The organism is Lujinxingia vulgaris, from assembly GCF_007997005.1.
Classification (GTDB): domain Bacteria; phylum Myxococcota_A; class Bradymonadia; order Bradymonadales; family Bradymonadaceae; genus Lujinxingia.
Map to the genome: position 1 here is coordinate 1 of NZ_VOSL01000060.1, position 25,338 is coordinate 25,338.

Sequence of the window (25,338 nt, forward strand, 5' to 3'; positions counted from 1 at the left end):
CCCTCGGTCACCTCCGGCTGACCCTCGGTCACCTCCGGCTGACCCTCGGTCACCTCCGCCTGACCCTCGGTCACCTCCGGCTGACCCTCGGTCACCTCCGGCTGACCCTCGGTCGCCTCCGGCTGACCCTCGGTCACCTCCGGCTGACCCTCGGTCACCTCCGGCTGACCCTCGGTCACCTCCGGCTGACCCTCGGTCACCTCCGGCTGACCCTCGGTCGCCTCCGCCTGACCCTCGGTCACCTCCGGCTGACCCTCGGTCACCTCCGGCTGACCCTCGGTCACCTCCGGCTGACCCTCGGTCGCCTCCGGCTGACCCTCGGTCAGGGGCGCAACCTCACTCAGAGTTTTTTTTTCTACGGGCGCAGCGGCAGGCGTCGACGCGGGAGCCGCGACCATAACGCGCGGCGCGGGACGCTCCGGCCACGCGATCTCCCCGCCGATATCCTCCGAGAGCGCCTCTTCCAGAAGCCCCAGGCGGTCGACCAGAAGATCCAGGCCGACCATCGGCTCCAGCGCCGCCAGGCGTACCAGCGTCATCTCGAAAATCAGCCGCGGGTACGGAGAGCGGTGCATCTTCTGCGCCCCCTCCACCATCACGCTAAAGCAGCGATGCAAGAGCTCCTGGGGTTGCCCGGCGATCTGCTGGCGGGCCACCTGAAGCTCACTCTCGGTCAGCTCGGTCACAAGCTCCGGATCGGCGACCACCGAGGTGACCATCAGATCGCGAAAATGCGTGACCAGCTCCGAGGCGAACTGCTGCATGTCGTAGCCGTAGCGGTTGACCTCATCGACCACCACCAGCGCGCGCTCGGCATCATGGCTGAGCACCGCCTCCGAGAGATCGAAGAGGTGGCGGCGATTGGCTACCCCGAGCACCTCGGCGATCTCCGACTCCTTGATGCTCTTGCCGCTGAAGCTGATGATCTGATCGAGCAGACTCAGCGCGTCGCGCATGCCCCCGGCCGCCTGGCGGGCCACGATCTGCAGGGCGGCGCGCTCCGCGTCGATGCCCTCCTCGCGGCAGAGATGCTCAAGATGCTCGACGATGTCGTTCTGCCCGATCCGCTTAAAGTCAAAGCGCTGGCAGCGGCTCAAGATCGTCACCGGAATCTTCTGCGGCTCGGTCGTCGCAAAGATAAAGCGCGCGTGATCCGGCGGCTCCTCCAGGGTCTTCAACAGCGCGTTGAAGGCCTCGGTGGTGAGCATGTGCACTTCATCGATGATGTAGATCTTGTTGCGGTCGCGGCTCGGCGCATAGCGCACCCCCTCGCGCAGCTCCCGAATCTCGTTGATGCCGCGGTTCGACGCGCCGTCGATCTCAAAAACATCGACCGACTGCCCCTTCGAGATCTCCTGACACGACGCACACTGATAACAGGGTGTGTCCGTGGGCCCCTGCTCGCAGTTGAGCGCCTTGGCCAGAATGCGCGCCGTCGAGGTCTTGCCCACCCCGCGCGCCCCGCAGAAGAGGTAGGCGTGGTGCACCCGATCCTGCGCAATGGCGTTCTTGAGCGTGCGGGCAACATGGCCCTGACCCACCACCTGTTCAAAATGCTCGGGGCGCCACTTCCTGGCCAACACCTTGTACGACATCGACTTCCCTACGCCAAAAGGTTGCTCGGGTGCCCGCGCAGACCGCCCGCCCGGCACACCGGCCTGTGTTCTACTGCACTCAAGGCTCAAAAAAAAGGCGGCTCCTCACCCTCCGCCCCCGGCCCCAGAGATGAAAACGCCGCCCGACGGGGATCTTCCCCGGGGCGGCGTCCTTTCAGGCTCCACACACATCAACCACTTGCAGCGGGAGAGGGCCGGATAGCCCCCCAATCAGGCATCATCACTCCCATACAATCACGGTGAATTGGGCTCGCCAGGGGTGGCGATGATAAAGCTGCGGAACGCCTCGTTGACGTTTTCCCCGCCTTCGCTGGCCGCGCATTGCTTCCAGCTCGAGCGGACGTCGCCATCACCCACGTTGCCGTCGGCTGCGATGATGCGTTCCATCGAGTAGTTTGTATCACCTTCTCGCCCGCCAAAATAGGCCGGAGATCCATCGCCGGCGCGATCGACAACGACCTGGCGCGTGTTGCGAAGCTCCAGCTGCATCGAGCCGTTCTTGAGATTCAGGCGGCGGAAGCGCGGATCGTTGGCCGTGTTCAGCACGAAATCCGGGTTGGTGAACGCGTGCTCACCACGCTGCGGATCGCGCTCCGAAAGCGGCACCGTGTTGTGATCGAGCACCAGGAAGTACTCGCCGGGATCGATGACGCTGCCCGGGGTAAAGCCCATGATCACGTCCTGGCCGTTGCTCAAGGTCCACATCGAGAGGTTAATCGGCTTGTCGGTGGTGTTGTAGAGCTCCACAAACTGGTCGTTGGTCACACGACGGCGGCAGTCCAGATCGTTACCCCCACTGCAGTTGTGGTCGGAGGGGTCACGTTCGCCATTCCAGCCATCGAAATGCACCTCGCTGATGACCACGTCACCCTGCTCCACCTCATCGTCACAGGTCAGCTCCTCGTTATCCTTCATCAACAAGCACATCGCCGAGGAGATGTCCTTGCCGTTGTCCCAGATGTTGTAGAACTCCTCCAGGTACTGGTTGGTGATACGCTCCCCACGAAGAATGATCAGGATCTCATCGTTGGAGATCGTCGCCGCCGACGACCAGTTAAAGCTCCCCGAGATCACGCGTGCGTTGGGCGTGCCCGCGTCCAGGATCATGGTCTTGGCGTGCAGGCGACCGCCACCGGCCTGATAGTCACCGGGAAGCCCGGAGTTCTCGTTGCCGTCGAGGCGCATCGGGATGCCGTTGGCCGCCAGGCGATAGCCCTGGTGGTACTGCCCGTTGCCGTGAAGCTGCGAGCGGTCCAGCACGCCGACCACCCCTTTGGGGCGCTCCAGCGGCGGCAGATCTGAGGTGCCTTCAGCCTCGTTAAACGCCTCAAACTCCCGCTGGCGCGCGATAAACTCACTGGCCACCTGATCTTTGGTGAACGCAAAGATCGTGAAGTAAATCGAGGTGTCGACGTTCTTGAGCTCCTCCAGAATCTTGCCCATCGCGTCATCTTGCGGCGAGAAGTAGACCTCCACCTCGGTGTCCCCGATCTGGAAGCGGTTGGGGAGCGTGGTCGGGTGCTTGGCCGCCGAGAAACGCCCGGCGAACATCTGCTCGAACTCCGCAGTATACAGATCGGCGTGCTCGTCGTTATCGATCCACAGCCAGTTGTTGTTGTTGTAGGTGAACTCCGAGTTGGAGATGTTGCCGGTACCCACAAACACAAAGCGGTCATCAATCACGAAGAACTTGTCGTGCATGATGTGGAACTGGTTGCCGGTCTGAATCGGCACCTTGTGCTGCTCCATAATATCGTAGCCGTACGACCCTCGGCTGTACTCGCCGGCATCGGCCACAAGGCGCACGCGCACACCGCGGTAATGGGCACGCACCAGCGCGTCGACGATGTTCTGCTTGTTAAAGCCGTACACCGCCGCGTCCACCGAGACGCGCGCCGCGTCAATGCGCTCGGTGATGAACTCGCTGGGCTTACGGTTGAACTCGGTGCCGCGCTTAAAGCCCGGCGAGTTAAAGAAGACCTCGACCCGCGGGGTCTCAAGCGTCTCCAGATCGCCCGGGTCGTCGAGCCCGCAGGCCGCGCTGCTCAACACCACCGCCAGAAGAAGCAGGCCGCGGGTCAGAAGATGCACTGGCGAGGTCGTCATCATGCGCTCCAGCGCTGTGATTTGCTGATTGGTCATCGTCATCTCTCGCATCACTGAGCCTCACTCCAGGCCGACTCCCAGGCCTGCACGAAGGGATCGACCGCATCGTTGGGCTCGGTGCCGTCTTCCAGGATCTCCCACATCGCGCCGTCCACGAAGGTGTCGGAGGGGTAGATGCGCACCTCGTCGTTGGGCACCCGGGTGATCACGTCCATCGGCGCACCCTGCCACAAGTTGTGGCTGAGCATCTGCACCAGACGCGGCTGACGCCGGCCCTGCACGTCGCGCTCGGCGTCGTGCACGATGAAGGTGGGCAGAAGCCCCATCGACGCCGGCGCACGCACCACGTCGAGATCAGCGAGCTCGCTGTCCACCGAGCTTCCCTGGGTGGAGCCCACCATCACACGCACATCAAAGCCGTTCTCCTGCTTGTAGCGCAGCGCGTTGATCAGATCGCGGTTCTGCAGATCTTCGGTCATCACCCACACCGAACCCTTGGCGCGGTAGATCTCGTCGATGACGTTTTTGACCAGCCGCTCCTGCGGGTTGAAGCGCACGCGCATCTGCCCGCGGTTGGTGTTGCGAAGGGTCACGTTCTGGGTGATCGACTTCAAAGGCCCGTTGTACACGCTGAGCGTGGTCGAGAAGACCCCGGCGTGCATCTGGTTGAACTCGCGGCGGAAGCTGCGCGCGAGATCTTCGCTCGTCGCCCGAAACGCAAGCCAGAGGGGCTGCTCATCGGTGAGCGGCGCGGTGATGTTCCAGACCGTGGTCGTATCAATCACCACGAAGCTGTGCGTCATCACGTTGAAGCTGTCGGGGCGGTTGACCAGGTTCTCGTTGTTGCCCTGACCGCCGGCCGAGGTGCACTGGATGTAGTCGCCAGAGGAGTTGGTCTGGCAGAACTCCAGCACCGTGGTCAGCGTGGGGTCGGGAAGATACGAGAGCGGCCCGTCGCCAAGCACCGAGTCGATCTCGCCATTGGCCAAAAGCGTGCTGATGCCGCTGACCGAGGCGCTGCCCTCATCGCTGACCAGGCGCACCTGCACGCCACGCGCCGCGGCCGCTTCCAGGGCCTCGACCACCTCGCCATCCTCCAGCGCCCCGAAGGCCGCCTCGATGCGCTCGGTGGCGTTGTTGATATCGGCGACCATGCCCGTGCGCACGGCCTCCTGCGTTTGCTGCTCACCGACGTAAAAATCGACGTAGGTGAACCAGCCCTCATAGTCGTCATCCTGCGCCTGCACCTCCCCCACCCAATGGGCGGAGGTTGCCGGGAGCGCAAGCGCGAGCAGCGCGATGAGCGCCGCCTTACGAAAGGGGTTCGTCGTCATGGATGCTCTCATCACTCAAAGCCCCCGCTGGTGGTGCTGCCGGAGTAGTCGGCGCTGTTGGCGGCGCCCGGGCTGGCCATGGTGTGCTGGCGCCAGCCCTCGGCGATCTCGCGATCACCGCCGGTGCCCATCACATCATCGATGTTCGCCGTCCAGGCGCGATCCTGGTTGCCGCGGTTGCCAAAGAGCACCTGGGTGCGCTCCATCGAGCGCGTCGTCACCAGGTCGTAGCTCCCCGCGAAGATATGCTCCTCGCGCGAGCCGCCCGAATCCATCAGGCGACGGTCCGCATCACGCAGGCCTACATAGACCGCGCGCTTACCCAGCCGAAGCTCCTCGACGATGATGTCCGCATCCTGGCCAAACGCCCCATCGGGCTTGGCCGCGATCACCACAAACTCGTTGGGGAGGATGGGCTCGGCCATCTCCGGGAGCCGGAAGCTGAACTCGTAATCGCCGCCGATCTCCACGTTCCAGCGGCTCACATTAACCGGACGCGGGTTCTTGTTGAGCAGCTCAATAAAGACGTCGTCGGGGTCGTAGACCCCATCATCGGAGACACTTCCCGCCCACCCGATCTCATTAACAAGCATGTTGCCACGCTCGCCGGTGGTGGGCTCATTGTCGGTCTCCCAGCGGTAGAGCACCTGCTCCTCGGAGGTGCCCGGGTCGGTGGTGTCCACACACCCGACGCCGGTCGCCACCAGCAGGCCCATCGCTGTGTACCATCGCGCTCTCATCTTCTCTCCTGGGCGCAAAGGATTGCGCCGCACACAAAACCTTGAGCTTCGTCCTCGCCAGCCTGCTCGATCAGAAGACCAGCGTGGCACCGGCCGAGACCGCCCAGAACTGCTGGAGGTTGTCCACGCTACCGCGCGCGCTACCGGCGTTGCGGGTGATCTCGATCTCGTAGAACTCACCGGGAAGGAAGATGCCGCCCATCCCGTAGAGCGAGAGCGCCTCGTTGGCCTGGTAGCTCAGGCTGGCGTTGAGCTCGGTACCCAGCGACTTGCCCAGGCGCTGCTGCGCCTCAAGCTGGTCACGCGAGTAGCCCGAGGGCAGACGGTCGCCGGCCGCATCCAGGCGAGCAAAGTCGAGGTTGGTCGAGCCGGTGTCCTGGTACATCCAGGCGCCAAGGTCCAGACGAAGGCCTGGATCAAGGGTCACGCCCAGCCCGCCGTGCAAGATCTGGGTGCCGCCCTCGCGGCGGATGTCGTGCTCGGAATGCGCGATGCCCTCGCGGCTCACGTACGCCGAGGGACGCCAGCCGTTGTAGCGGCCCATGTTCAGACCACCGGCGTAGGAGCCACCCATCGAGACAAAGCCGTGGTTGAACTGGAGGCCATCGGCGCCGTACTGCGCGCCGTCGGCGCGGAAGTACTGCAGCGCCAGGTGCAGGCCAGCCGCGCCCAGGTCCAGGTCACCGCTCACGCCGGCGCCAAAGGCCTGGCCGTCAATGGCCACGTCGTGCACGCCGATGTTGACCTCTTTGCGGTCGATGCCGCCGGAGTAGGCGTACTCACCGTAGGCGCCCAGACGCGCGGTATCGAGCTCCAGGTAGTAGCTGGCGCGCGCGCCGGCGAGCCACGAGAAGTCGTTATCCGAGAAGTTCCCCAGCGTCCCTTCGTGGGTGCGGTCGGCGCCGGTGCCTGCCCCGCCGATCGAGGCGAAGTAACCAAAGGCGCGCGCCTCCAGGCCGTCAATCAGGTCCGTGTTCTCGTACACACCACCGTAACGGAAGGTGTTGGTCTCACCGCGCATGTTGTAGACGAGGTCGCGACCGGCGTGCCAGCGAAGGAAGCTCACCGTGTCCGGGCGGCCCTGCGAGGCGAAGAGGTCAAAGGCCAGCACGCGCAGCTTGCCGCCGGCGCCAAAGTCGAAGTTGAGCGTCAGACCGTCGACGTTGTCGCGCATGAAATAATCACGCGGCGTGCCGCCGATGGTGTAGGCCTGGCGACCGAAGCGCGCGTTGAGCTTCACCGCGTCCAGATCCAGCGCCTGCCAGTCCACGTTGAGGTCGTACACGTAGAAGAAACCGCCAAAATCGTTGGTGCCGCCGAGCTGGTCACTGCCCCAGAGGCCGGAGTGGCTCGCGCTGAAGTTGAGCGTCGTGTCGTCGAGGACCTTGTAGTTCGCGCCCATCGCGATCGAGGTGTAGGCGAAGGTGTGGCGGTCATCGGTCTCGATGCGCTCCTGGTTGCCGTTCTCTTCATCGAGCTGGCGGAACCCGGCGTTATCCGAGGAGTGCACCTCGCTGGTCAGCCGGAAGTCCCAGTCCAGGCGCTCGTCCTCGGCCTCTTCCTCAGCCACCGGGGCGATCTCGGGGGCCTGAAGGCGCTCGGTGGAGACGGCGTCCTCCGGGCTAATCTCCTGAGCCAGCACCGTCGAAGGCACCACCATCGCTCCCACCAACAACCACGCACCGGCGCGACCTGCATTGATCTTCATCATCGTCTTTTCTCTGTACTCTGACTTTACTTCGCCGAATCCCGCACCCAAAGCGCATCGTCGGCCTGTGAAAGGGCTTCTCTTGAAGATGTCCCGCTCAGGGATCGACGTACTCCAGTTGTCCCAGGGCGGTAATAAGCAGTCGCACGCCGAAGCTGTTGATCACCGGCGCGGTCACCTGCACCACCTCGCCGACCTCGGGACCGATGCCTCGACGTCCCAGCTCCGCGTCAACGCTGGCGAGCCACTCAATGTTGGGATCTTCGAGCGACTGAATGCGCATCTCATTGAAGTTCTGGTTGGTCGGCGCCAGCACCACGCGCCCGGTCACCCGGCGCACCTCGTAGACGTCCTCATCGGCGCGGAACGACCGCTCAACCTCCTCAAAGTGCACGGGCGTGCGCTCTTCGGGGCTATTGAGCACCTCCTCGTCGCTGTAGGCCAGCACGGCCAGCGAGTCGAAGTTCTTCATGATGGCGCGGGCGGTGATGCGCACCCGGTCGCCAATCTCAAACTCCGCAATACGCGAGTCTTTGAGCACCAGGATGCCACCGCTGGAATCTTCGAGCGTGTAGCTCCCGTAATAGCGCTGCTCCACGCCACACACCGAGACTTTCTGGAAGTAGCGCGGATGCGTGGTGACGATGCCCTCGATCTCCACGGGCAGCTCGTTGACCACGCCGGGAATCGTCTCATCCCAGTCGCGCTCCGGGTCACAATCGCCCGAGACCGGATAGGGCTCGCCAGGGCTAAAGCCCACCCAGACCACCTCGTCGGCAAACGCGCCTTTGAGATCCTCAATGGGCAGCTCGCCGGTGAAATCATAAGGCGTGGTCGAAAACGCGATCGGGTCCTGGACCTGACCGTAGTCTCCATCGCTGAAGTATTCGCCAGGATCCTCACCCTGCTCCGGCTCCACACATCCGGTGGATCCGATCAGAAGGAGCGCAGCAAAAGCACCCCATCGGAGCTGGCGAGAGCCCGCAATTCGGCTTCGCAACATGGTTGTATCTCGGGGAAGAAAGGGTTGGCAGAAGGCCATATGACCCCCAGAACAGGGGCCAAAAGACGACGAGCCGGCCTGCCCTCATCGGGCAGCCGGCTCGTCGAAGGGATCAATCTTCGAAGCTGGGCGGATCGAAGAGCCACCCGAAGTTGATCGTATCAAGCTGCGGCGAGGGCTGCGGCTCAGCTGCCGGGTCTTCGACGAAGTTGGAGCTGTAGGGATGCGGATGAGCGATGACTGGCCCCATGTAGGTCACGCAATCACCCTCGGCAAGGAAGTTCGAGGTGGAGCGAAGCACCACTTCAAACTGTCCCTCGTCGCCGTAGACCATCGTGTAGCACTTGCTGGAGCCACCGCATTCGGTGGGAGCCCCCACAAGCTCGCCGCCGACGCGCACAAGCTGCTGGTAGAGATCCATGCTCAGCGCTTCGTTCTCAACATCAACGAAGGGCACGTCGTTGTTGCTGCTCACAACTTCGAAGCCGCTGACGGTCTTAATCTGCGCCTGACCGGAGTAGTACTGGTAGGACTCGATGGTGAAGTTGAGCTCGTCGCCGACCAGAATCGTCTGCTCGATGGGGGCTTCGTCGAGGTAGAACTTGGCCACGCCGTTGGCGTCCTGAACCCAGAAGCGCACCTGGCCCTGGTCGAAGTTGCTCGACTTGAAGCTCGTCGCGATCACGATCGCGCCGGTGACTTCCACCGGGGTATCCAGGGTGATGACGGCCGAGGCGGGGGTCTCACCTTCGGTTGCCGTCGGCTCCAGCAGATCGAGGTAGGCGCCCAGGCCGGCGTCGCTCAGCTCTGCGGTGGTCGAGGGCACGCCGCCGCTGTGGTCGTCGCTATCAAAGTCGCCCACCTGGCCGAAGAAGAGGCTGTTCTTAACGCAGGTGCCCGGGTTGGGGTCGGTGTCCGGCTCAGCGTCGGGCTCGACATCCGGCTCGGGGTTGGTGTCTTCGACCGGATCGACATCTTCATCGCCGGCATCGGGCTCGCCGCCGGTATCTTCGATGGTGTCGTCACCGCTGGGATCTTCGGTTCCGCCACAGGCCGTAAGGGGCGCTACGGCCAGAGCCATCGAACAGAACATCAACGCCAACAGATTTCGCTTCGACATGTTCGTTTCCTGCATTTGTGTGGTCACGTTTTGCTCCGTCTCACCTGAGCGGAGCACCCAACGAGCGCCAGACCTCTGGAAAGCCAACCTGGCTTAAACTCACGATTTTCTAGAGTTTCTGGAAGCCTCTCGGCACCGGACCCTCCGTTGGGAGCGCTACCTACCACGTGGGATAGGGCGTTTCAACAGCACACTTCAATTCGTCACACTTTCGTCATCGCAGACCGTGCATCACCGCATAAACAGGTGCCGGTCGAGCTTTTCAGCCACGATGACCGCGCCCCGTCGCGGAGGATCTCCGGACCCGCCCGATCACATTATGGCTTTACTTCGCTCGGTCTGTGAGTAGCGCGGCCGCGACACGCTGCGCCTCCAGGTAGACGGTATGCACCGGAAGATGGTGGCGCTCGGCCAGCAGACGGCAGTCCTCAAACTCGGGGGTAGACTTGATGGCCTCGTCACCGAGCCAGCCCACCTTGACGTGAACCTGACCGAGGGTCGTCTCCACCAGGTGTCGCGTACGGCGAAGGATCACCCGCGAGACCGGCACCACGCGAACCCCGAAGGTGGTGGTGTGCACGAAGATCACGCGCAACAGCGCCTCCGAGAGTTCCGCCTCACAGAGGACCGAGAGTCGCTCGCCACTGCGCCCCTTCTTCATCAGCACCGGCTCGCGCACCACGTCGAGGGCCCCGGCGTCAAAGAGTTGCGCCTCGACCGCAGCCATCAACTCCGGCTGCAGGTCGTCGATCTCACAGACGAGCTGCACCACGTCCTCACGCTCCCAGCCGGGAGCGTCGCCCGCCGCGTCCGAGGGTCGTTCGCCAGCGCCCTGCTCCATCACCACCAGGCGCACCACGTTGGAGTGCGACTTAAAGTCGCGCGTGCCGCACCCGAAGCCCGAGGCTTTGAGTCGGCCCTGTCGCTTGCCGGGCTGTGCGGCCACCGTCGCCAGGATCGCCGCGCCGGTCGGCGTAACAAACTCCGTGGCCACATCCTGGTAGGTGAGCTCCAAGCCCTCCAGAAGTTTGGCGGTGGCCGGCGCGGGCACAGGGATCGTGCCGTGGGCGGTCTCAATGGTGCCGCTCCCCACCGGGATCTCCCCGAAGGAGAAGGTTGCGTCGACCTCCTCAATAACCCAGGCCGCCGCCACAAAGTCGAGGATCGAGTCGACCGCCCCGACCTCATGGAAATGCACCCGCTCCAGCTCAATGCCGTGCACCGTGGCCTCGGCCTGACCGAGGGTCCGAAACATTGCCGTGGCCCGGCGTTTGACGCCCTCGCTCAAAGCGCTCTCGGCGATCATCGCCTCGATCGTGCTCAGGTGGCGGTGGTCACTCTCCATGGCCGGATCCCAGCCCTCAAAGCGCACGTGCACCCCTTCAATGGCGCCACGCACCACACGCTCGCTGACCACCCGCACCGGCCCAAGCCCCACCGACTGCAATGCGGTTTCGAGGCGAGTCACATCGACCAGGCCCGCGTCGATGGCGGCGGCCAGAAACATATCGCCGGCCAGCCCGCCCAGCAGATCGAGGTGAATATGCGTCGCCATGCTTACTCCCTTGCGCCGGCGCTGACGCGCTGGCCGAACTGATTGATTTTCGTGGCGAGCACCGCTGCGCCAAACCCGTTGTCGATGTTCATCACGCCGGTCCCTGGCGAGCAGGCGTTGAGCATGGTCAGGAGCGCGGCCACGCCCTTAAAGCTCGTGCCGTAGCCCACGCTGGTCGGCACCGCGATGACCGGCTGCGAGGCCATCCCCCCGATCACGCTGGGGAGCGCGCCGTCCATGCCCGCCACAACCACCAGGATCCCGGACTTCTCGATCGTGCCAAGCTCGACCACCAGGCGGTTGAGCCCGGCCACGCCCACGTCAAAGATCTCGCGGGTGGGGTTGCCGAGAAGTCGGCTGGTGACGGCGACCTCTTCGGCCACGGGCCTATCCAGCGCCCCGGCGCTGATCACACAGACCGTGGCCCGGTCCTCATCGATCTTGGGCGGGAGCGTGGAGACGATGCGCGCCACCTTATAGTGCTGCAACCCCTCGAGCTGCGGCCGCAACGCCGCCAGCACAGGCTCGGTGACCCGCGTGGCGATGAGTTGGTCGCCGGCGCGCGCGTAGCGCTCAAAGATCTCGGCCACCGCCAGGGGATCTTTACCCTCGGCCAGGATCGCCTCCGGAATCCCGGTACGCGCCTCGCGCATATGGTCAAAACGCCCGATCAGATGCTCCTCAAAGGGCTGCTTGACCAGGCGCTCGACCACTTCATCTTCTGCAACGTCGCCCTCGCGATAGGCTCGCAGAAGTTCCCGCACCACATCACTCACCGTCCTGCTCCTTCTCTGAGTTGTTTGAACGCACCGGATTTAGACTTCCCGAGCGAAAGCCCATCAAATCCAGCGTCACCTCTTCAAAGCCCGCGGCCTCTACCCCCTGCGCGATCGCTCCCAGAACCTTCGGCTCCAGCACCCGCCCCATCTCCTCGAAGGCCACCTCCACCCGGGCAAGCTCACCGTGGGCGCGCACCCGAAACTGCTTAAACCCGAGCCGGTGCAAGACCTCCTCGGCCCGCTCCACGCGTCGCAACCGCTCGCGGGTCACCTCCAGACCGTGGGGAATCCGCGACGAGAGACAGGCCATCGCCGGCTTATCCCACACACTCAGCCCGAGCGCCCGCGCAAGCTCGCGCACCTGGTCCTTGGTCACCCCATGCTGGAGCAGGGGCTGATACACCTTACGCGCGGCCATCGCCTCCAACCCCGGCCGATGGTCCCCGACATCGGAGGCGTTGGTGCCCGAGGCCAGCACATCGCAATCGAGCGAGGCGGCGATGGTGGCGATCTGATCAAAGCGCATCGACTGGCAAAAAAAGCAGCGCGCCGAGGTGTTCTCGCGAAAGCGCGCATCATCAAGCTCGCTGAACTCAATGAGCTGGTGGCGAATCCCGATCTCTTCGGCCAACGCGCAGGCCTCCTCCAACTCTCTTCCGGCAAGCGTCTCACTGACCGCGGTCACCGCCCAGGCCCGGTCACCCAACGCGCGCTGCGCGATCGCCGCGACCACCGCCGAGTCCACCCCGCCGCTGAACGCCACGACGAGCTTGCCCGCGTCACGCATCTCCGCCTCGATCGCCCGCAGCAACTCATCGACCGAGAGTCGTTCCTCACCGACCGGGAGTCGTTCCTCACCGACCGGGAGTCGATCCTCCCCGACCGGGAGTCGTTCCTCACCGACCGAGAGTCGTCCTTCACCCTCGATTTTCAAGCGATTCTCGCTCATAGCTCACCCCCCTGTGCCGCATACCCCCCCAGATCCAGCGTCACATAGCGATGCCCGAGCTTCGCAAGCTTGCTCGATAGCTCCCGCAACACATCAGCTCCAGGCAACGCTGCGCCCATCACAGGCTCGATCACCAGGACCGCCCCGCGCGAGCGCACGCCCGTCGCCAGCACGCCCATCTCCTGGCAGACCGTCACGATCGCCTTTACTTCCTGCTCGTCCACATCTCCTCCTGACGCCGATTCATCGCGACTGCGCGCCTCATCTCGCGCGTTTCTACCGCCGAAGCGCATCCACATTCAAGCGCGCACCCCTTATGCCCGTCCTCACCTCAGCGCCCCCGACTGGCGCAACGCGCACTTCCTGCTACACTGCCGCCGCATAACTTCAGTCAGCGCCTTCACCGGCGTACCACCTTTCCACGCACGACGGAGCTACCACCATGCGGCAAAACGTCTTTTTTCTGATTCTCCTTCTGGCTGCCCCCCTGGCCTGCGATTCCTCCAGCGATGCGACCAACGCCCCCTCGGCAGAAGCCTCCGCTGAAGCGGCCGAAGCCACAAACACCGAAGAGCAAGCCCCGGCCGAAGAGGTCACCGACGGTCCCGCCGACGGCGAAAAGCCTCAGGAGCTCGCAAGCGACCTGGAGCCCGGTGAGACCCGCCACTTCGGCGCCCCTTTCACCCTGGAAGACGAACCGATGCCCCTTGACCAGGCGCTGGAAGCCTCCCCCGAAGGCACCATCCGCGTCAGCGCCAACATCGAACAGGTCTGCAAGAAGAAAGGCTGCTGGTTCACGCTTAAGACCGACAAGGTCGAAGAGCCGGTTCGCGTGCGCATGAAGGATTACGGCTTCTTCGTCTCACGCAATTCCGACGGCGCCCAGGTCATCGCCGAGGGCACGCTCGCCGCCACCGTGATCTCCGAAGAGCTCGCCCAGCACTACGCAGAAGACCAGGCCGAAGCCACCGGCGAGCCCGTGGAGAAGGTTGAAGGCGAGCAGAAAAACTATGAGTTTACGGCGACCGCTCTTCAGATCAGCCAGCCGGAGGCATAATCGACCGCTGACCCAGGGTGCCGACACTGACCCAGGGTGCCGACGCTGCCCAAGGGTGCCGACGCTGATCCGGGGTGCCGACGTTGACCCGGGGGGCCGACGCTGACCCGGGGGGCCAACGCGATGTCCGGTGCTTTTTATGACCTATCTGCCTCGTCGTGCGGCCAATGGTGCCCCCCTTCCCAATGTGCTTCACGCGCTTCGGAGATGACATGCAACTCAAAGCTGGCCGGAACATCGCTATCAAGGTGCCTCTCTATAAATGGGATGAGACCATTGCGTTCTACCGAGATCGCGTTGGTCTCCAGGTCACCAAAGAGGTGCAAAACAGTGTCGCTTTTGCGTTTGGCGACATGACTCTCTGGATCGACCGCGTCGAGACCCAAAGCCAGACCGACGTCTGGCTGGAACTTATCGCTGATGATCCCGACGCAGCAATGACCCAACTCCAGAGCCCCAAACGCGACGAACTCGAACCCCTCAATGGCGTAAACGGACACTGGACATCCGACCCGGCAGGCGTCGTGCTCCTGATTCGAAACGAGTAAAGAGACCCATCCTCGGAATGACCTGCCAACGCTGCCGTCGACATCTCGGCAGGTCTGACCTGACGACGCCCTTCCTCTCCAGCAAGGGCGTTGTTTTTTGCTCGAACGCTGTATGTACATTCAACGCTGTTCCCGACTCCCAACGCTCAACGCTCTTCCAAACTCCCAGTCGCTTCGCTTCATCCGTAAAACGCCCCCCGGTCGTATCGTGACCGTAAAACGACCCCCGGTCGTATCGTAAAAACGACCGACAGTCGCACGAAGCTCTTTATTTATGCGGCTTCTCGCAAGTTTGGCGCATTAAAACAGCCGGACATGTCGCATAAAACCACCGCAAAACGTCGCAAACGTCGACGACGAGAACACGACCTCCCCTCGATCACGCAAAAATCACCGCTCCTCGCACTCCCAAACCTCACGAACACGACGCTCCCATATCAATAAGTCTGTCTACAGCCCTCCCGATGACAGAGCCCTGCCTCAACGCATCTCCAGCGCGAAACAAGCACAGCCCCCCGAATTGTCGACAACACGATCGCCGATAGCTTGACTTCGACTTCAGGTTCCTCAAGCCCTAAGCAACCTCTCGCCCCCGCCCACCGCGCACCTGATAGTTCTGAAAATTCGCCGCCAGCCCCGCCTCGCTGGGGTCCCCCTCCCGGCATGTGATCGGCGCATTTCGCCTCAGCCACAGCGTCCCACAGGGAAAGACGCAGCGCTTCTTACCCTCAAGCCAGCGCTTGCGCTCCCGGGCGTAGGCATCTCGAAACGCCTTCTCCCGCACCTGCGCCTCCTCCTCAAGCGCCGGATCGCAGGCGGCAAACCTGGGCGCAGCCTCACCGCGCCGAGCCGGTGTATTGGGGCTGCTAAGGGGGTCGGTCGCCAGCACGCCTTCAACCCCCAGAAACGTGCGATTCTGGCGGGCCATCTCCCGATGAATCTTCTTTTCGCCCTTCTTCACCAACTTCTCAAAATGCGCCACGACCTCGTCGAGCGTCATGTCGTCATATCCGGGCGGGCGCCGGGGCGTAAACGCGATGGTCTCTGGCTGATCGTCGCCGAAATGGCTCTCCGGACGCGGCACGCTGACGGTCTTTTCCCAGTCGGCCGGCATAATCTTAAAGCCCGGCCAGTCCTTCGCGCGCTCCACAAGCCCTGCCTTCACCGGGTTTAGCAACACATAGACGATGTGGTTCTCCAACGCCTCCCGATCGAGCAACACCGTATCGCCGTACTGACTGCGGTTCCAAAGCGAGTCGTGATGATCCAGGACTTTGTTGCGCACACTGGAGATGCCGCTCATCGCGTCGCGCATAAAGTCGCTGCGCCTTGCCTGCTTATCGTGAACCACAAGGTGCACGTGATTGGACATGACCACGCCGGCATACATCTCAACATCACTTCGCTCCGCCGACCGCGCGAACTCGTAGGCAGCAATGGCGTTCATGGGCGCGTCGGGCCGCAACAAAAAACACCGGCCGTGGGTGCGACGGGTAAGCGCAGCTACCTGGCCTGGCAGATGACGACGGGGGCGAGTCATTGGGCGCTCCGGAAGGGTAGGTGGATGTAAGACCTCTCCCGATCGTTATCGAGCGCCTCGCAGCGATGTTGCGTGGAGGATGAAAAAATCTGGCAATTGCACGTGCGCTTACGGAAGCTCCCGGCCAGGCAAACGCGACGATCAGGCGCTTAAACAAAAGACTTCATATGACCCTCGGTCACTCCGACCCACCCTCGGTCACTCCGACCCACCCTCGGTCACTCCGACCCACCTCGGTCACTCCGACCCACCTCGGTCACTCCGACCCACCCTCGGTCACTCCGACCCACCTCGGTCACTCCGACCCACCTCGGTCACTCCGACCCACCCTCGGTCACTCCGACCCACCTCGGTCACTCCGACCCACCCTCGGTCACTCCACCCTTGGTCACCCCACCCCACCCTCGGTCACTCCACCCTCGGTCACCTCACCTGACCCTCGGTCACCCGGATGACCGCCGCCCCCCGCCTTGACACTGATTCGCCCCCTTTGGTAGTGCATTAGCCGTCCGTTTACCTGATCGCGCGCCCGCATCGCACCGGCTCTCCTGCTGGTTTTGGGGCCTGTCTGCAGCGCGCCTTACCGACTGACTGAGCTATGATCCCACATCGATCGAAGACGCTCTCGCCACTGGCTCGCATCGCCCGACATGCGCTGGCGCTTGTCGCCCTGGGTGCCCTGCTGGTCGGCTGCGGCCCGATTCAGGCCACCCAGCGTATCAGCGAGGCCGAGGTCGCCATGGAGCGCGCCCGTGTTGCCGACGCCGACCAGCACTCGCCCTACGAGTACACCAGCGCGGCAAACTACCTCTATAAAGCCAAAGAGGAGTGGGGCTACTCCCAGTTTGAGGCCGCCTACGACTACGCCACCCAGGCTCGCCGCGCCGCCGAATCCGCCCTGATCAATGCCCGCGAGGCGCCCTGGCCCGGCCACCCGGTGCTCGGTCGCGAGAAGACCCCGATCGAGAACGACGCCGACCCCGAAGTGCCGGCGCCGGAGCTCGCTGAATAACGTTGTGTGAATGTGCGGGTGCCCCCCTTTTGAGGTCGGCACCCGATAGCTGTTTTATGGCCGTTTCGCTCTCCGCCCTCCCCTTGGAGTCTGTGTGTAAAGGAGGGAGCTGTTGATGGCGGCGCGCCGATCCAACGAGGTCGTGCTCGATGAACCCCCAGAAGTCGACGATGCGTTTCGCCCTGCTCCTTGGTGGCTGTGTGATGATGCTGGCCTCCTCCGGCTGCACCACCGGCGCCAAGCTGCGTGGTCAGGCCAAAGAGATCCAGGCCATCAATGAGTCGATCTACCCGCGGGCCTACAACTGCGCCCCCGAGGAGATCGCCACCGCTCAGGCCCAGGTGGAGTTCGGCCTCTACGAGCTCAGCCGCGGCGACTTCACCCGCGCCGACCGCCACCTCAAGCTGGCCGAAGCCAACGCGCGCAAGGCCGACACGCTCTCCGACTACGACGAGTGCCTGGTCGAAGATCTCGCGCTCGACGTCGAAGTCACCGAGACCATCGACGTGGTTGAGGCGCCGGTCGACTTCAGCTTTGACTCCGACGGCGACGGCATCCCCGATGAGCGCGATCGTTGCGCCTTTGAAGCCGAAGATTTTGACGGCTTCGAAGATGAAGACGGTTGCCGAGACGACGACAACGATCAGGACGGCATCGCCGACCTCGAAGACCTCTGCCCGAACATCGCCGGTGACGTCGACGGTTTCAGCGGTCAGCAGGGCTGCCCGATGCTCGACCTCGACGGGGACGGCATCCTCAACATCAACGACCAATGCCCCACCCAGCCCGTCGAATTCATCGGCTTCCAGGATGAGACCGGCTGCCCGGTCGAAGATGTCGACAACGACGGCATCCCCAACATCCTCGATGAATGTCCCTTTGAGCCCGGCCCGATCGAAAACGCCGGCTGCCCGGTCGACGAGCCCGAAGAGCCGAAGCTGGCCGAGGTCGACGGCGACCAGATTCGCCTCAACCAGCGCGTCTTCTTTGCCACGGCCAAGTCCGATATTCTGCCGCAGAGCTTCCCGCTGCTGAACCAGGTCGCCCAGATCCTGCGCGACTACCCCAACATCACCATCCGCGTTGAGGGTCACACCGACAGCCGCGGGCGCGACAGCTACAACCAGCAGCTCAGTCAGGACCGCGCCGCCAGCGTGCGCACCTTCCTCATTGAGCGCGGCATCGACCCGATGCGCATGGAAGCCGTCGGCTTCGGCGAGGCGCGCCCCATCGATGACAACTCGACCGAAGAAGGCCGCGCCAACAACCGCCGCGTCGAGATCCACATCACCAGCCGCTGATCACCTCCGGGGCGGCCGGCGTCGTAACGCCGGCCGCCCCGCGTGCGCCGTACCCGGTAAGCTCTCATGAACCTCCGCTCGCTCTCGTCGCGCCCCTCGGCGCTCGCCATCTGCGCCCTTCTGGCCGCGGCTTCCTTCGGTGCCACCACCCTGGCCACCACCTCCGCAGCCTATGCTCAGGACTCAGCCGACTCCCAGGTCTCCGCGCTTCTCGACCAGGCGATGGAAGACTACGACATGCTCATGATCGAGGAGGCCGAGGAGGCCCTGGAGCAGGCCGTGGTCTTGGCCGCGCGCAACAACCTTCGCACCCCGGCGGTCGCCCGCGCCTATGTCATGCTCGGCATCGTGCGCTTTGCCGCCACCCGCGATGAAACGCTCACCGAGGAGGCCTTCGTCGCCGCGCTGGAGACCGACCCCAACTCGGTGCTCTTCCCCGTCTATGAGACCCCCGAGCTCAGCCAGATCTTTGAGCGCGCCCGCCAGCGCGCCAGACCGCCCGCGCCCCCCGTCGAAGAGAGCACCCCCGACCCCGACGAGCCCCGGGCCGAAGACTCTCCGCTGCAGCACCGCCCCATCCCGCGCGCCAACGCCGGCCAGGCCATTCTCTTTGAGGCCAACGTCTCCGAGAGCGTGCCCGTCTTCCGCGTCTTCCTGAACCACCGCCGCTTCGGCGAAGATGAGTTCACCCGCTCGGAGATGATGCCTTCGAGCAACACCCGCTTTGCCTTCTCGCTCGATGCGAGCCACGTGCGCACAAGCCAGATCGACTACTACATTGAGGCCGTCGACCGCACCGGCGACCCGCTCGCGTCGAGCGGGCGTGAGAGCAACCCTCACCGCATCACCGTGCTCGGCAGCGGCGACGTCGTCGAAGCCCCCGAGGAGCGCGACATCGCCGACATCACGCCGCCCGATGACGACCTCGATCTCGAGCCCGAAGACAAACAGGGCCGAGGCTTCTACGCCACGCTTCTGGGCGGCACCGACGTCGGATTCTTGACCAGCGGCACCGCCCCCACGGCGCAAATCGACCGCGAGGTCACCCCGGGCTTTGTCGCCGCCTTCGCCCACACCAAACTCGACCTCGGGTGGCGCCTCACCGAGCGCAACAGCGTGGGCATGTACTGGCGCTGGCAGTTCTCCCCGCCCCAGGACTTCGACAGCCTGGTCGAGGGCAGCATCGACCGCGACGCCCCCTTCTGGCAGCACGAAGAGGAGTGCTTCGGCCTGGGCCTGCCCGGCGACTGCATGCTGGGCATCAAGTACCAGCGCGACATCTCCACCGGCGCCCCCCGCTTCTACTCCTCGGTGGGACTGGGCATCGGTCGGGTGCGCAACTGGCTGCGCCTCAAGCACAGCGCCTCGCTCAACGACGGGGTCTGCGACAACCGCGAGATCTTCCAGGACCAGCAGTCCGGCGTGCCCTTCTGCTACATCCGCGACACCGTGCGCACCGGCTGGGCTCACTTCGGCTTCGGCGGCGGCTTCTACGTGCCCCTCTCTGGAAACCTCGATTTTGTCACGGACACCTACGTGATGGTGCTCTTCCCCGACACCTCCATCAACGTCGACGTCAACCTGGGCTTCCGCTTCCGCATCTAAGCCGCCCGGCGACGCCGGACCCTATGATCTCCAGAGACCTGCGCCCTGACCCGGGCGCGGGTCTTTTTTTTTGATCTCTGAAAACACACTGTTACGCTCCCCTCGTAGAACTCGGAACCACGGACGGTGACGTTTTCAGGGAGTAATCACGTGAACCCTCGATCGTTTCAACAGCTGAGCGCGCTGACTGTCGGTCTGGCGCTGCTCCTCATCTCGCAAAGCGCCCTGGCCCACCCCGGCGCCCTCTGGGGCATCGATCTTTCCAGCGTGGTCGCCCTTCGCGATCAGGCCCGCATGGCGGCCTACCAAAGCGCTGACGCCCCTGGCGAGCGCCTCAATCGGGTGCAGACCATCGTGCTCGACCCGGGCCACGGCGGCGACAACAACGGCGCCATCGGCGTGGCCGGCATCCGCGAAAAACACCTCACCCTGGAGCTCGCCTACCACCTGCGCGAGGCCATCCAGGCGCGCTACCCCGATGTGCGCGTGGTCATGACCCGCTACTGGGATACCTCCCTCTCGCTCCCCGAGCGCGTGCACCTGGCCAACCTGGCCGAGGCCGACGTCTTCCTCTCGCTGCACTACAACGCCGCGGTGCATAACCGCGCAGTGGGCTACGAGACCTTCTACCTGCGCCCGGCCGACGTCACCCCGCAGCCGCCGGAGATCCTCGGACACAGCCACGGCGAAGACGCCTCTCCCATCGAGGGCGCGGGCCTGGTCGGGCAGCACGGCGACGATCTGGTCTTCATCCAGCGCGATCTCATCCGCGCCAACCAGCACGAGCTCAGCGCGCGCCTGGCCCACAGCGTCCAGGACGGCTTCCGCGGCCACCTCGACTCCATCGACCGCGGCGTCAAACAGGCCAACTTCGGCGTGCTCCGCGGCGCGCACATGCCCGCGGTCGTGGTCGAGGCCGGCTTTTTGACCCACCCCGAAGAAGGCAGCGACGTCATCGAGCGCGCCCACCGCCAGCGCGTGGTCAACGCCCTGCTCGACGCCATCGTCAACTTCGACGCCGAGCTTGAGCAGGTCCTCGACGACCAGCCCTGAGTCGCCCTTTCCAACATCTCGACCCAAGGAGCCCGCCCCGCGCGGGCTCTTTTTTAACCCCTTCCCCCAACGATCTGGAGCTACCGATGAGCGAGCGCTTTGACGGCCGCGCCCCCGATGAACTTCGCCCGGTCACCCTGACCCCCAACTTCACCGAGATGCCCGCCGCCTCGGTGCTCGTGCGCTTTGGTCGCACCACGGTGATGTGCACCGCCAGCGTCGATAGAAATGTCCCGCGCTGGATGGACAAACCAGGCAACACCCGCGGCTGGGTCACCGGCGAATACTCGATGCTGCCGGGCGCCACCGATCCCCGCTTTCGTCGCGAAGTGCACCGCGGCGGCTTGAGCGGACGCACCCAGGAGATCCAGCGCCTGATCGGCCGCAGCCTGCGCGCGGTCACCGACCTCGAAAAGCTCGGACCTCGCACCATCTACCTGGACTGCGACGTGCTCCAGGCCGACGGCGGCACGCGCACCGCCAGCATCACCGGCGCCTACGTCGCGCTGGCGCTGGCCTGCGAAACGCTCCTTGAAGACGGCCTCATCGATGAGGTGCCTCTAACCGACTCGGTGGCCGCCATCAGCTGCGGCGTCGTCGAGGGCCGCGCCCTCCTTGATCTTCCTTACGTCGAAGACAGCGCCGCCGACGTCGACATGAACGTCGTCATGACGGGCTCCGGGCGCCTTATTGAGGTGCAGGGCACCGGCGAGGAGGCCACCTTTAGCCGCGCCGAGCTCAACGCCCTGCTCGACCTGGCCGAAAAGGGCATCGGCGAGCTCACCGCGATGCAGAATGCCGTGCTTCCCGAGCGCCTGCACTTTTAATACGCGCTCAACTTCGCTATGGCATCGGGGCCGACGGTGTCCATGATCGCTTTCACCGTGACCAGCAGAGGCGTCCCGGGCAACGACCGGCGCGCCTGGTGAGCCCATTTCGGCCTCCCCCACTTTGAGGATGACCCCTATGACTTCTGTGGATGATCGCAACCTCGCGCTTGAGCTCGCGCGCGTCACCGAGGCGGCCGCCATCGCCTCGGCCCGCTCCATGGGTCAGGGCGACCCGACCTACTCCGACCAGATGGCGGTCAGCGCGATGCGCGCGGCCTTCGACGCCATGCATATCAACGGCACCGTCGTCATCGGGGAGGGCGAACGCGATGAAGCGCCGATGCTCTACATTGGCGAGGAGGTCGGCCGCCGCGCGCCCCATGACCCGAAGATGGACATCGCGCTCGACCCCCTCGAAGGCACCAACCTCTGCGCTTACGGCCGCCCCGGCGCGCTGGCGCTTATCGCCATGGCGCCGCAGGGCTGCTTTCTTAACGCGCCGGATATCTACATGAAAAAGATCGCCGCCGGCCCCCGCGCCCGCGGCGCCATCGACCTCGACGCCTCCCCGGCCCAGAACCTCCACCGCGTAGCTGAGCTTAAAGGCGTGCGCGTCGAGGAGCTCACCGCCATGATCCTCGACCGCCCGCGCCACGAAGAGGTCATCGCCGCCATTCGCAAAACCGGCGCGCGCATCCGGCTCATTGAAGACGGCGACGTCGACGCGGCGATCGCCACCTGCCGCCCCGAGAGCGGCATCGACATCATGTTCGGCATCGGCGGTGCCCCCGAGGGCGTGCTCGCTGCAGCCGCCATGCAATGCCTGGGTGGCGAGATCCAGGGCCGGCTGATGTTTTACAAAGACGAGGAGCGCGAGCGCGCCCGCCGCATCATGGGCGACCGCGACATTGAGGCCCTCCTCACCATGCACGACCTGGCCCACGGTGAGATCGTCTTCGCGGCCACCGGCGTCACCAACGGCAGCATCCTCAAAGGCGTGCGCTTCTTCGCCGGCGGCTGTGAGACCCACTCCCTGGTAATGCGCTCCAAATCCGGCACGGTGCGCACCATCGAAGCGATGCACGACTTTGAGCGCAAGCCCGCCTACACCCTGGAGGGGCTGCACGAAAACATGGCCGACTGCGGCAAACCCCGCCACTGAGTCGCACCCACACAAAAAAGCGCCCGGGCCTCTTCAGCCCGGGCGCTTTTTCGTGCGCGACGTCCCTCACCGTACCTGATGAATCGCGACAACATGCGATGCACATCTGTGACCCTCGGTCACCTTAACACCAACGAAACAAATGACCCTCGGTCACCTCGATGCGCCGTAGTAAGTCGACCCTCGGTCACCCCTTGACACCAACGAAACAAATGACCCTCGGTCACCTCAATGCGACGAGAAAAATCGACCCTCGGTCACCTTACTGCCAACGAAAAAGGTGACCCTCGGTCACCTTAACACCAACGAAACAAATGACCCTCGGTCACCTCAATGCGACGAGAAAAATCGACCCTCGGTCACCCCTTAACACCAACGAAACAAATGACCCTCGGTCACCTCAATGCGACGAGAAAAATCGACCCTCGGTCACCCCTTAACACCAACGAAACAAATGACCCTCGGTCACCTCAAAGCACCCAAAAAAATCGACCCTCGGTCACCTCACCACCAACGAAACAAATGACCCTCGGTCACCTCGATGCGCCGAAATAGGTGACCCTCGGTCACCCTCAACGCCGATACCCCACACCCACAAAAAACGCGTGCATCTGACGCCGGCGCTCCGCCCACTCCCCGGGCGGACGCTCCCCTTCCTCATCTGCCCGCGCCTGAAGCCTGGCGAGCTCTTCCCCCAGAGGCTCCATGCCCACCCGGGCGCGCCGCGCCTCAACCTCATCGGGATCCTCAAGGGGCCCGGGGCCGAGGGTTCCCTCCGCGTCCCAGTCGATGATCGCCCCGTAGCGCTGCGGCCGCCCCTCATTAAATCGAATGCGGTCGCCCAACACGGCAACCTCTCGCGCTCGCGCATCATCGCCATCGAGCGCCTCCATCATGCGGAGCGCCTTACGCTGCAGGCCCGGGAGGCTGATGGCGTGGTTGGCCACCAGAAACGCCGCCTGCGCCGCGTCCTCACCCACGTCGGAGGTGCGCGGCCAGCCCCGGGCGTCGATCATCGCCTCAAGCTCACACGCGTTCGCCTCATGCACCGCCCGCATCTCCGGATGATACCCGTCAAACAACTCGCCGCGCGCCAGCAACGCCTCGCGGGTGCTGTGATCAGCGGCGGCCAGACCCACCAGCCTGGCCGCCCTGTCGTCGCTCCGCCCCGAACTCACGCGTTGTGGCGGATATGCAGGATGTCGCCGTCGGCCACCACGTACTCTTTGCCCTCCAGGCGAAGTTTGCCCGCGGCGCGAATCCCGGCCTCGTCCTTATAGGTCTCCAGATCCTGGACGGTATAGACCTCGGCGCGAATAAAGCGCTTCTCGAAGTCCGAGTGAATCACACCGGCAGCCTGCGGCGCGGTCGCCCCCACCGGGATCGTCCAGGCGCGGATCTCCTGCTCGCCAGCCGTAAAGAAAGCCTGAAGCCCCAGCAGCGCGTAAGTGGCACGAATCAGCACGTTGAGCGCCGGCTCGTCGATGCCCAGCCCCTGCAACATCTCCAGCTGCTCTTCCTCGTCCAGCTCCACAAGCTCCGCTTCGATTTCGCCGCAAACCACGACCACATCGCTGCCCTGCGAATCGGCCAGCTCGCGCAACTTCGCAACGTAAGGGCTCTGGCCCTCAAGATCGTCGTCGGCGACGTTGGCCACGTAAAGCACCGGCTTGTCGGTGAGCATATGGCTGTCGCGGGTGAGCTGACGCTCGTCGTCGGTGAGCTTGATAGCGCGGGCGCTCTTGCCTTCGTTGAGCTCGGCCAGCACCTTCTCAAGCACCGCCACGCGCGCCACCTCCGTCTTATCGCCGGCCTTCGCCGCGCGACGCGCCTTATCCAGACGACGCTCCACCGTCTGCATATCGGCCAGGATCAGCTCCGTCTCAATGATCTCGACGTCGCGCACCGGGTCCACGCCACCCTCAACGTGGGTGATGTTCTCATCCTCAAAGCAGCGCACCACGTGCAGGATCGCGTCCACCTCGCGGATGTTCGCCAGAAACTTATTGCCCAGGCCCTCGCCCTGCGACGCCCCGCGCACCAGACCGGCGATGTCGAGGATCTCCACCGCCGCCGGAATGATCTTCTGGGCCGGCACATACTGCTCGATCTTCTTGAGCCTGGCGTCCGGCACCGGCACGATGCCCACGTTGGGATCGATGGTGCAGAAGGGGTAATTCGCCGACTGCGCTTCGGCGCGGGTCAACGCGTTAAAAAGGGTCGACTTGCCCACGTTCGGAAGTCCGACGATGCCAGCGGAGACGCTCATGGTATAGACTCGGGTGCGAGTTGATGTGTGTTCGATCGACGCGCTTGCGTC

General features: G+C 64.2%; 22 protein-coding genes. 8 read left to right on the plus strand and 14 right to left on the minus strand.

Annotation, left to right across the window (positions count from 1 at the left end; all coding sequences use genetic code 11):
- The 11 genes from dnaX to FRC96_RS15595 form a co-directional block, all read right to left on the minus strand.
- The coding region (gene dnaX / locus FRC96_RS15545) for a DNA polymerase III subunit gamma/tau (RefSeq protein WP_146975767.1) at nt 1-1,595 on the minus strand (1,595 nt) is incomplete at its 3' end.
- A gap of 255 nt (nt 1,596-1,850) precedes the next feature.
- A complete protein-coding gene (locus tag FRC96_RS15550) occupies nt 1,851-3,758 on the minus strand; it encodes a phospholipase D-like domain-containing protein (RefSeq protein ID WP_230470315.1) in 1,908 nt (635 codons plus the stop codon).
- A 14-nt stretch (nt 3,759-3,772) separates the two neighbouring features.
- Entirely contained in the window at nt 3,773-5,056 is a 1,284-nt protein-coding gene (locus tag FRC96_RS15555) for a hypothetical protein (RefSeq protein WP_146975770.1), read from the minus strand.
- 11 nt (nt 5,057-5,067) lie between these two features.
- Nucleotides 5,068-5,796: a hypothetical protein gene (locus tag FRC96_RS15560; RefSeq protein ID WP_146975772.1), complete on the minus strand. Its 729-nt coding sequence runs from the start codon at nt 5,794-5,796 to the stop codon at nt 5,068-5,070.
- Between the two features lie 70 nt (nt 5,797-5,866).
- Nucleotides 5,867-7,507: a hypothetical protein gene (locus FRC96_RS15565; RefSeq protein ID WP_146975774.1), complete on the minus strand. Its 1,641-nt coding sequence runs from the start codon at nt 7,505-7,507 to the stop codon at nt 5,867-5,869.
- 94 nt (nt 7,508-7,601) lie between these two features.
- Entirely contained in the window at nt 7,602-8,507 is a 906-nt protein-coding gene (locus FRC96_RS15570) for a hypothetical protein (RefSeq protein WP_146975775.1), read from the minus strand.
- Nucleotides 8,508-8,619: 112 nt separating this feature from the next.
- Nucleotides 8,620-9,627 (minus strand): hypothetical protein, encoded by a 1,008-nt coding sequence (locus tag FRC96_RS15575; protein WP_146975777.1) that lies wholly within the window; start codon nt 9,625-9,627, stop codon nt 8,620-8,622.
- Nucleotides 9,628-9,952: 325 nt separating this feature from the next.
- A complete protein-coding gene (gene larC / locus FRC96_RS15580) occupies nt 9,953-11,182 on the minus strand; it encodes a nickel pincer cofactor biosynthesis protein LarC (RefSeq protein WP_146975779.1) in 1,230 nt (409 codons plus the stop codon).
- A gap of 2 nt (nt 11,183-11,184) precedes the next feature.
- Complete coding sequence (gene larB / locus FRC96_RS15585) at nt 11,185-11,958, minus strand: nickel pincer cofactor biosynthesis protein LarB (protein ID WP_230470316.1); 774 nt, start codon at nt 11,956-11,958, stop codon at nt 11,185-11,187.
- The gene (larE, locus tag FRC96_RS15590) at nt 11,951-12,910 is read right to left on the minus strand and encodes an ATP-dependent sacrificial sulfur transferase LarE (protein WP_146975780.1); all 960 of its coding nucleotides are present in this window, start codon (nt 12,908-12,910) and stop codon (nt 11,951-11,953) included. The genes larB and larE overlap by 8 nt, the downstream gene beginning before the upstream one ends.
- A complete protein-coding gene (locus tag FRC96_RS15595; protein WP_146975782.1) occupies nt 12,907-13,134 on the minus strand; it encodes a hypothetical protein in 228 nt (75 codons plus the stop codon). The genes larE and FRC96_RS15595 overlap by 4 nt, the downstream gene beginning before the upstream one ends.
- A gap of 218 nt (nt 13,135-13,352) precedes the next feature.
- Here FRC96_RS15595 and FRC96_RS15600 point away from each other — a divergent pair, with 218 nt between their 5' ends.
- On the plus strand, nt 13,353-13,967 hold the full coding sequence (locus tag FRC96_RS15600) for a DUF4920 domain-containing protein (RefSeq protein ID WP_146975784.1): 615 nt from the start codon (nt 13,353-13,355) through the stop codon (nt 13,965-13,967).
- Between the two features lie 212 nt (nt 13,968-14,179).
- Nucleotides 14,180-14,515 carry a hypothetical protein gene (locus tag FRC96_RS15605; protein WP_146975785.1) on the plus strand — a complete coding sequence of 112 codons (336 nt, stop codon included), beginning with the start codon at nt 14,180-14,182 and terminating at the stop codon, nt 14,513-14,515.
- Nucleotides 14,516-15,089: 574 nt separating this feature from the next.
- Here the strand turns inward: FRC96_RS15605 and FRC96_RS15610 are convergent.
- A complete protein-coding gene (locus FRC96_RS15610; protein WP_146975787.1) occupies nt 15,090-15,962 on the minus strand; it encodes a hypothetical protein in 873 nt (290 codons plus the stop codon).
- A 691-nt stretch (nt 15,963-16,653) separates the two neighbouring features.
- Here FRC96_RS15610 and FRC96_RS15615 point away from each other — a divergent pair.
- The 6 genes from FRC96_RS15615 to glpX all read left to right on the plus strand — a co-directional run bounded on the left by FRC96_RS15615 (nt 16,654) and on the right by glpX (nt 23,018).
- Nucleotides 16,654-17,067 carry a DUF4398 domain-containing protein gene (locus tag FRC96_RS15615; RefSeq protein WP_146975788.1) on the plus strand — a complete coding sequence of 138 codons (414 nt, stop codon included), beginning with the start codon at nt 16,654-16,656 and terminating at the stop codon, nt 17,065-17,067.
- A gap of 149 nt (nt 17,068-17,216) precedes the next feature.
- The gene (locus FRC96_RS15620) at nt 17,217-18,368 is read left to right on the plus strand and encodes an OmpA family protein (protein ID WP_146975790.1); all 1,152 of its coding nucleotides are present in this window, start codon (nt 17,217-17,219) and stop codon (nt 18,366-18,368) included.
- Nucleotides 18,369-18,434: 66 nt separating this feature from the next.
- Nucleotides 18,435-19,973 carry a hypothetical protein gene (locus FRC96_RS15625; RefSeq protein WP_146975792.1) on the plus strand — a complete coding sequence of 513 codons (1,539 nt, stop codon included), beginning with the start codon at nt 18,435-18,437 and terminating at the stop codon, nt 19,971-19,973.
- A gap of 150 nt (nt 19,974-20,123) precedes the next feature.
- Nucleotides 20,124-21,026, plus strand: a complete 903-nt coding sequence (locus FRC96_RS15630; RefSeq protein ID WP_146975793.1) for an N-acetylmuramoyl-L-alanine amidase family protein — start codon at nt 20,124-20,126, stop codon at nt 21,024-21,026.
- An 86-nt stretch (nt 21,027-21,112) separates the two neighbouring features.
- Nucleotides 21,113-21,853, plus strand: a complete 741-nt coding sequence (rph, locus tag FRC96_RS15635; protein ID WP_146975795.1) for a ribonuclease PH — start codon at nt 21,113-21,115, stop codon at nt 21,851-21,853.
- A 139-nt stretch (nt 21,854-21,992) separates the two neighbouring features.
- A complete protein-coding gene (glpX, locus tag FRC96_RS15640; protein ID WP_146975797.1) occupies nt 21,993-23,018 on the plus strand; it encodes a class II fructose-bisphosphatase in 1,026 nt (341 codons plus the stop codon).
- Nucleotides 23,019-23,590: 572 nt separating this feature from the next.
- Here the strand turns inward: glpX and FRC96_RS15645 are convergent.
- Nucleotides 23,591-24,196 carry a DUF6624 domain-containing protein gene (locus tag FRC96_RS15645; RefSeq protein ID WP_146975798.1) on the minus strand — a complete coding sequence of 202 codons (606 nt, stop codon included), beginning with the start codon at nt 24,194-24,196 and terminating at the stop codon, nt 23,591-23,593.
- Nucleotides 24,193-25,287, minus strand: a complete 1,095-nt coding sequence (gene ychF, locus FRC96_RS15650; RefSeq protein WP_146975800.1) for a redox-regulated ATPase YchF — start codon at nt 25,285-25,287, stop codon at nt 24,193-24,195. Before ychF ends, FRC96_RS15645 begins: the two co-directional genes overlap by 4 nt.
- Between the last annotated feature and the right edge of the window lie 51 nt (nt 25,288-25,338).

Bases quoted from the DNA above. Each gene is read 5' to 3' on its own strand.
- FRC96_RS15575 (WP_146975777.1), bottom strand. From the start codon at position 9,627: ATGTCGAAGCGAAATCTGTTGGCGTTGATGTTCTGTTCGATGGCTCTG.
- rph (WP_146975795.1), top strand. From the start codon at position 21,113: ATGAGCGAGCGCTTTGACGGCCGCGCCCCCGATGAACTTCGCCCGGTC.
- FRC96_RS15560 (WP_146975772.1), bottom strand. From the start codon at position 5,796: ATGAGAGCGCGATGGTACACAGCGATGGGCCTGCTGGTGGCGACCGGC.
- FRC96_RS15570 (WP_146975775.1), bottom strand. From the start codon at position 8,507: ATGTTGCGAAGCCGAATTGCGGGCTCTCGCCAGCTCCGATGGGGTGCT.
- FRC96_RS15605 (WP_146975785.1), top strand. From the start codon at position 14,180: ATGCAACTCAAAGCTGGCCGGAACATCGCTATCAAGGTGCCTCTCTAT.
- FRC96_RS15550 (WP_230470315.1), bottom strand. From the start codon at position 3,758: ATGACCAATCAGCAAATCACAGCGCTGGAGCGCATGATGACGACCTCG.
- FRC96_RS15610 (WP_146975787.1), bottom strand. From the start codon at position 15,962: ATGAACGCCATTGCTGCCTACGAGTTCGCGCGGTCGGCGGAGCGAAGT.
- FRC96_RS15625 (WP_146975792.1), top strand. From the start codon at position 18,435: ATGAACCTCCGCTCGCTCTCGTCGCGCCCCTCGGCGCTCGCCATCTGC.
- FRC96_RS15620 (WP_146975790.1), top strand. From the start codon at position 17,217: ATGAACCCCCAGAAGTCGACGATGCGTTTCGCCCTGCTCCTTGGTGGC.
- FRC96_RS15615 (WP_146975788.1), top strand. From the start codon at position 16,654: ATGATCCCACATCGATCGAAGACGCTCTCGCCACTGGCTCGCATCGCC.
- ychF (WP_146975800.1), bottom strand. From the start codon at position 25,287: ATGAGCGTCTCCGCTGGCATCGTCGGACTTCCGAACGTGGGCAAGTCG.
- FRC96_RS15555 (WP_146975770.1), bottom strand. From the start codon at position 5,056: ATGACGACGAACCCCTTTCGTAAGGCGGCGCTCATCGCGCTGCTCGCG.
- glpX (WP_146975797.1), top strand. From the start codon at position 21,993: ATGACTTCTGTGGATGATCGCAACCTCGCGCTTGAGCTCGCGCGCGTC.
- FRC96_RS15565 (WP_146975774.1), bottom strand. From the start codon at position 7,507: ATGATGAAGATCAATGCAGGTCGCGCCGGTGCGTGGTTGTTGGTGGGA.
- larE (WP_146975780.1), bottom strand. From the start codon at position 12,910: ATGAGCGAGAATCGCTTGAAAATCGAGGGTGAAGGACGACTCTCGGTC.
- FRC96_RS15600 (WP_146975784.1), top strand. From the start codon at position 13,353: ATGCGGCAAAACGTCTTTTTTCTGATTCTCCTTCTGGCTGCCCCCCTG.
- larC (WP_146975779.1), bottom strand. From the start codon at position 11,182: ATGGCGACGCATATTCACCTCGATCTGCTGGGCGGGCTGGCCGGCGAT.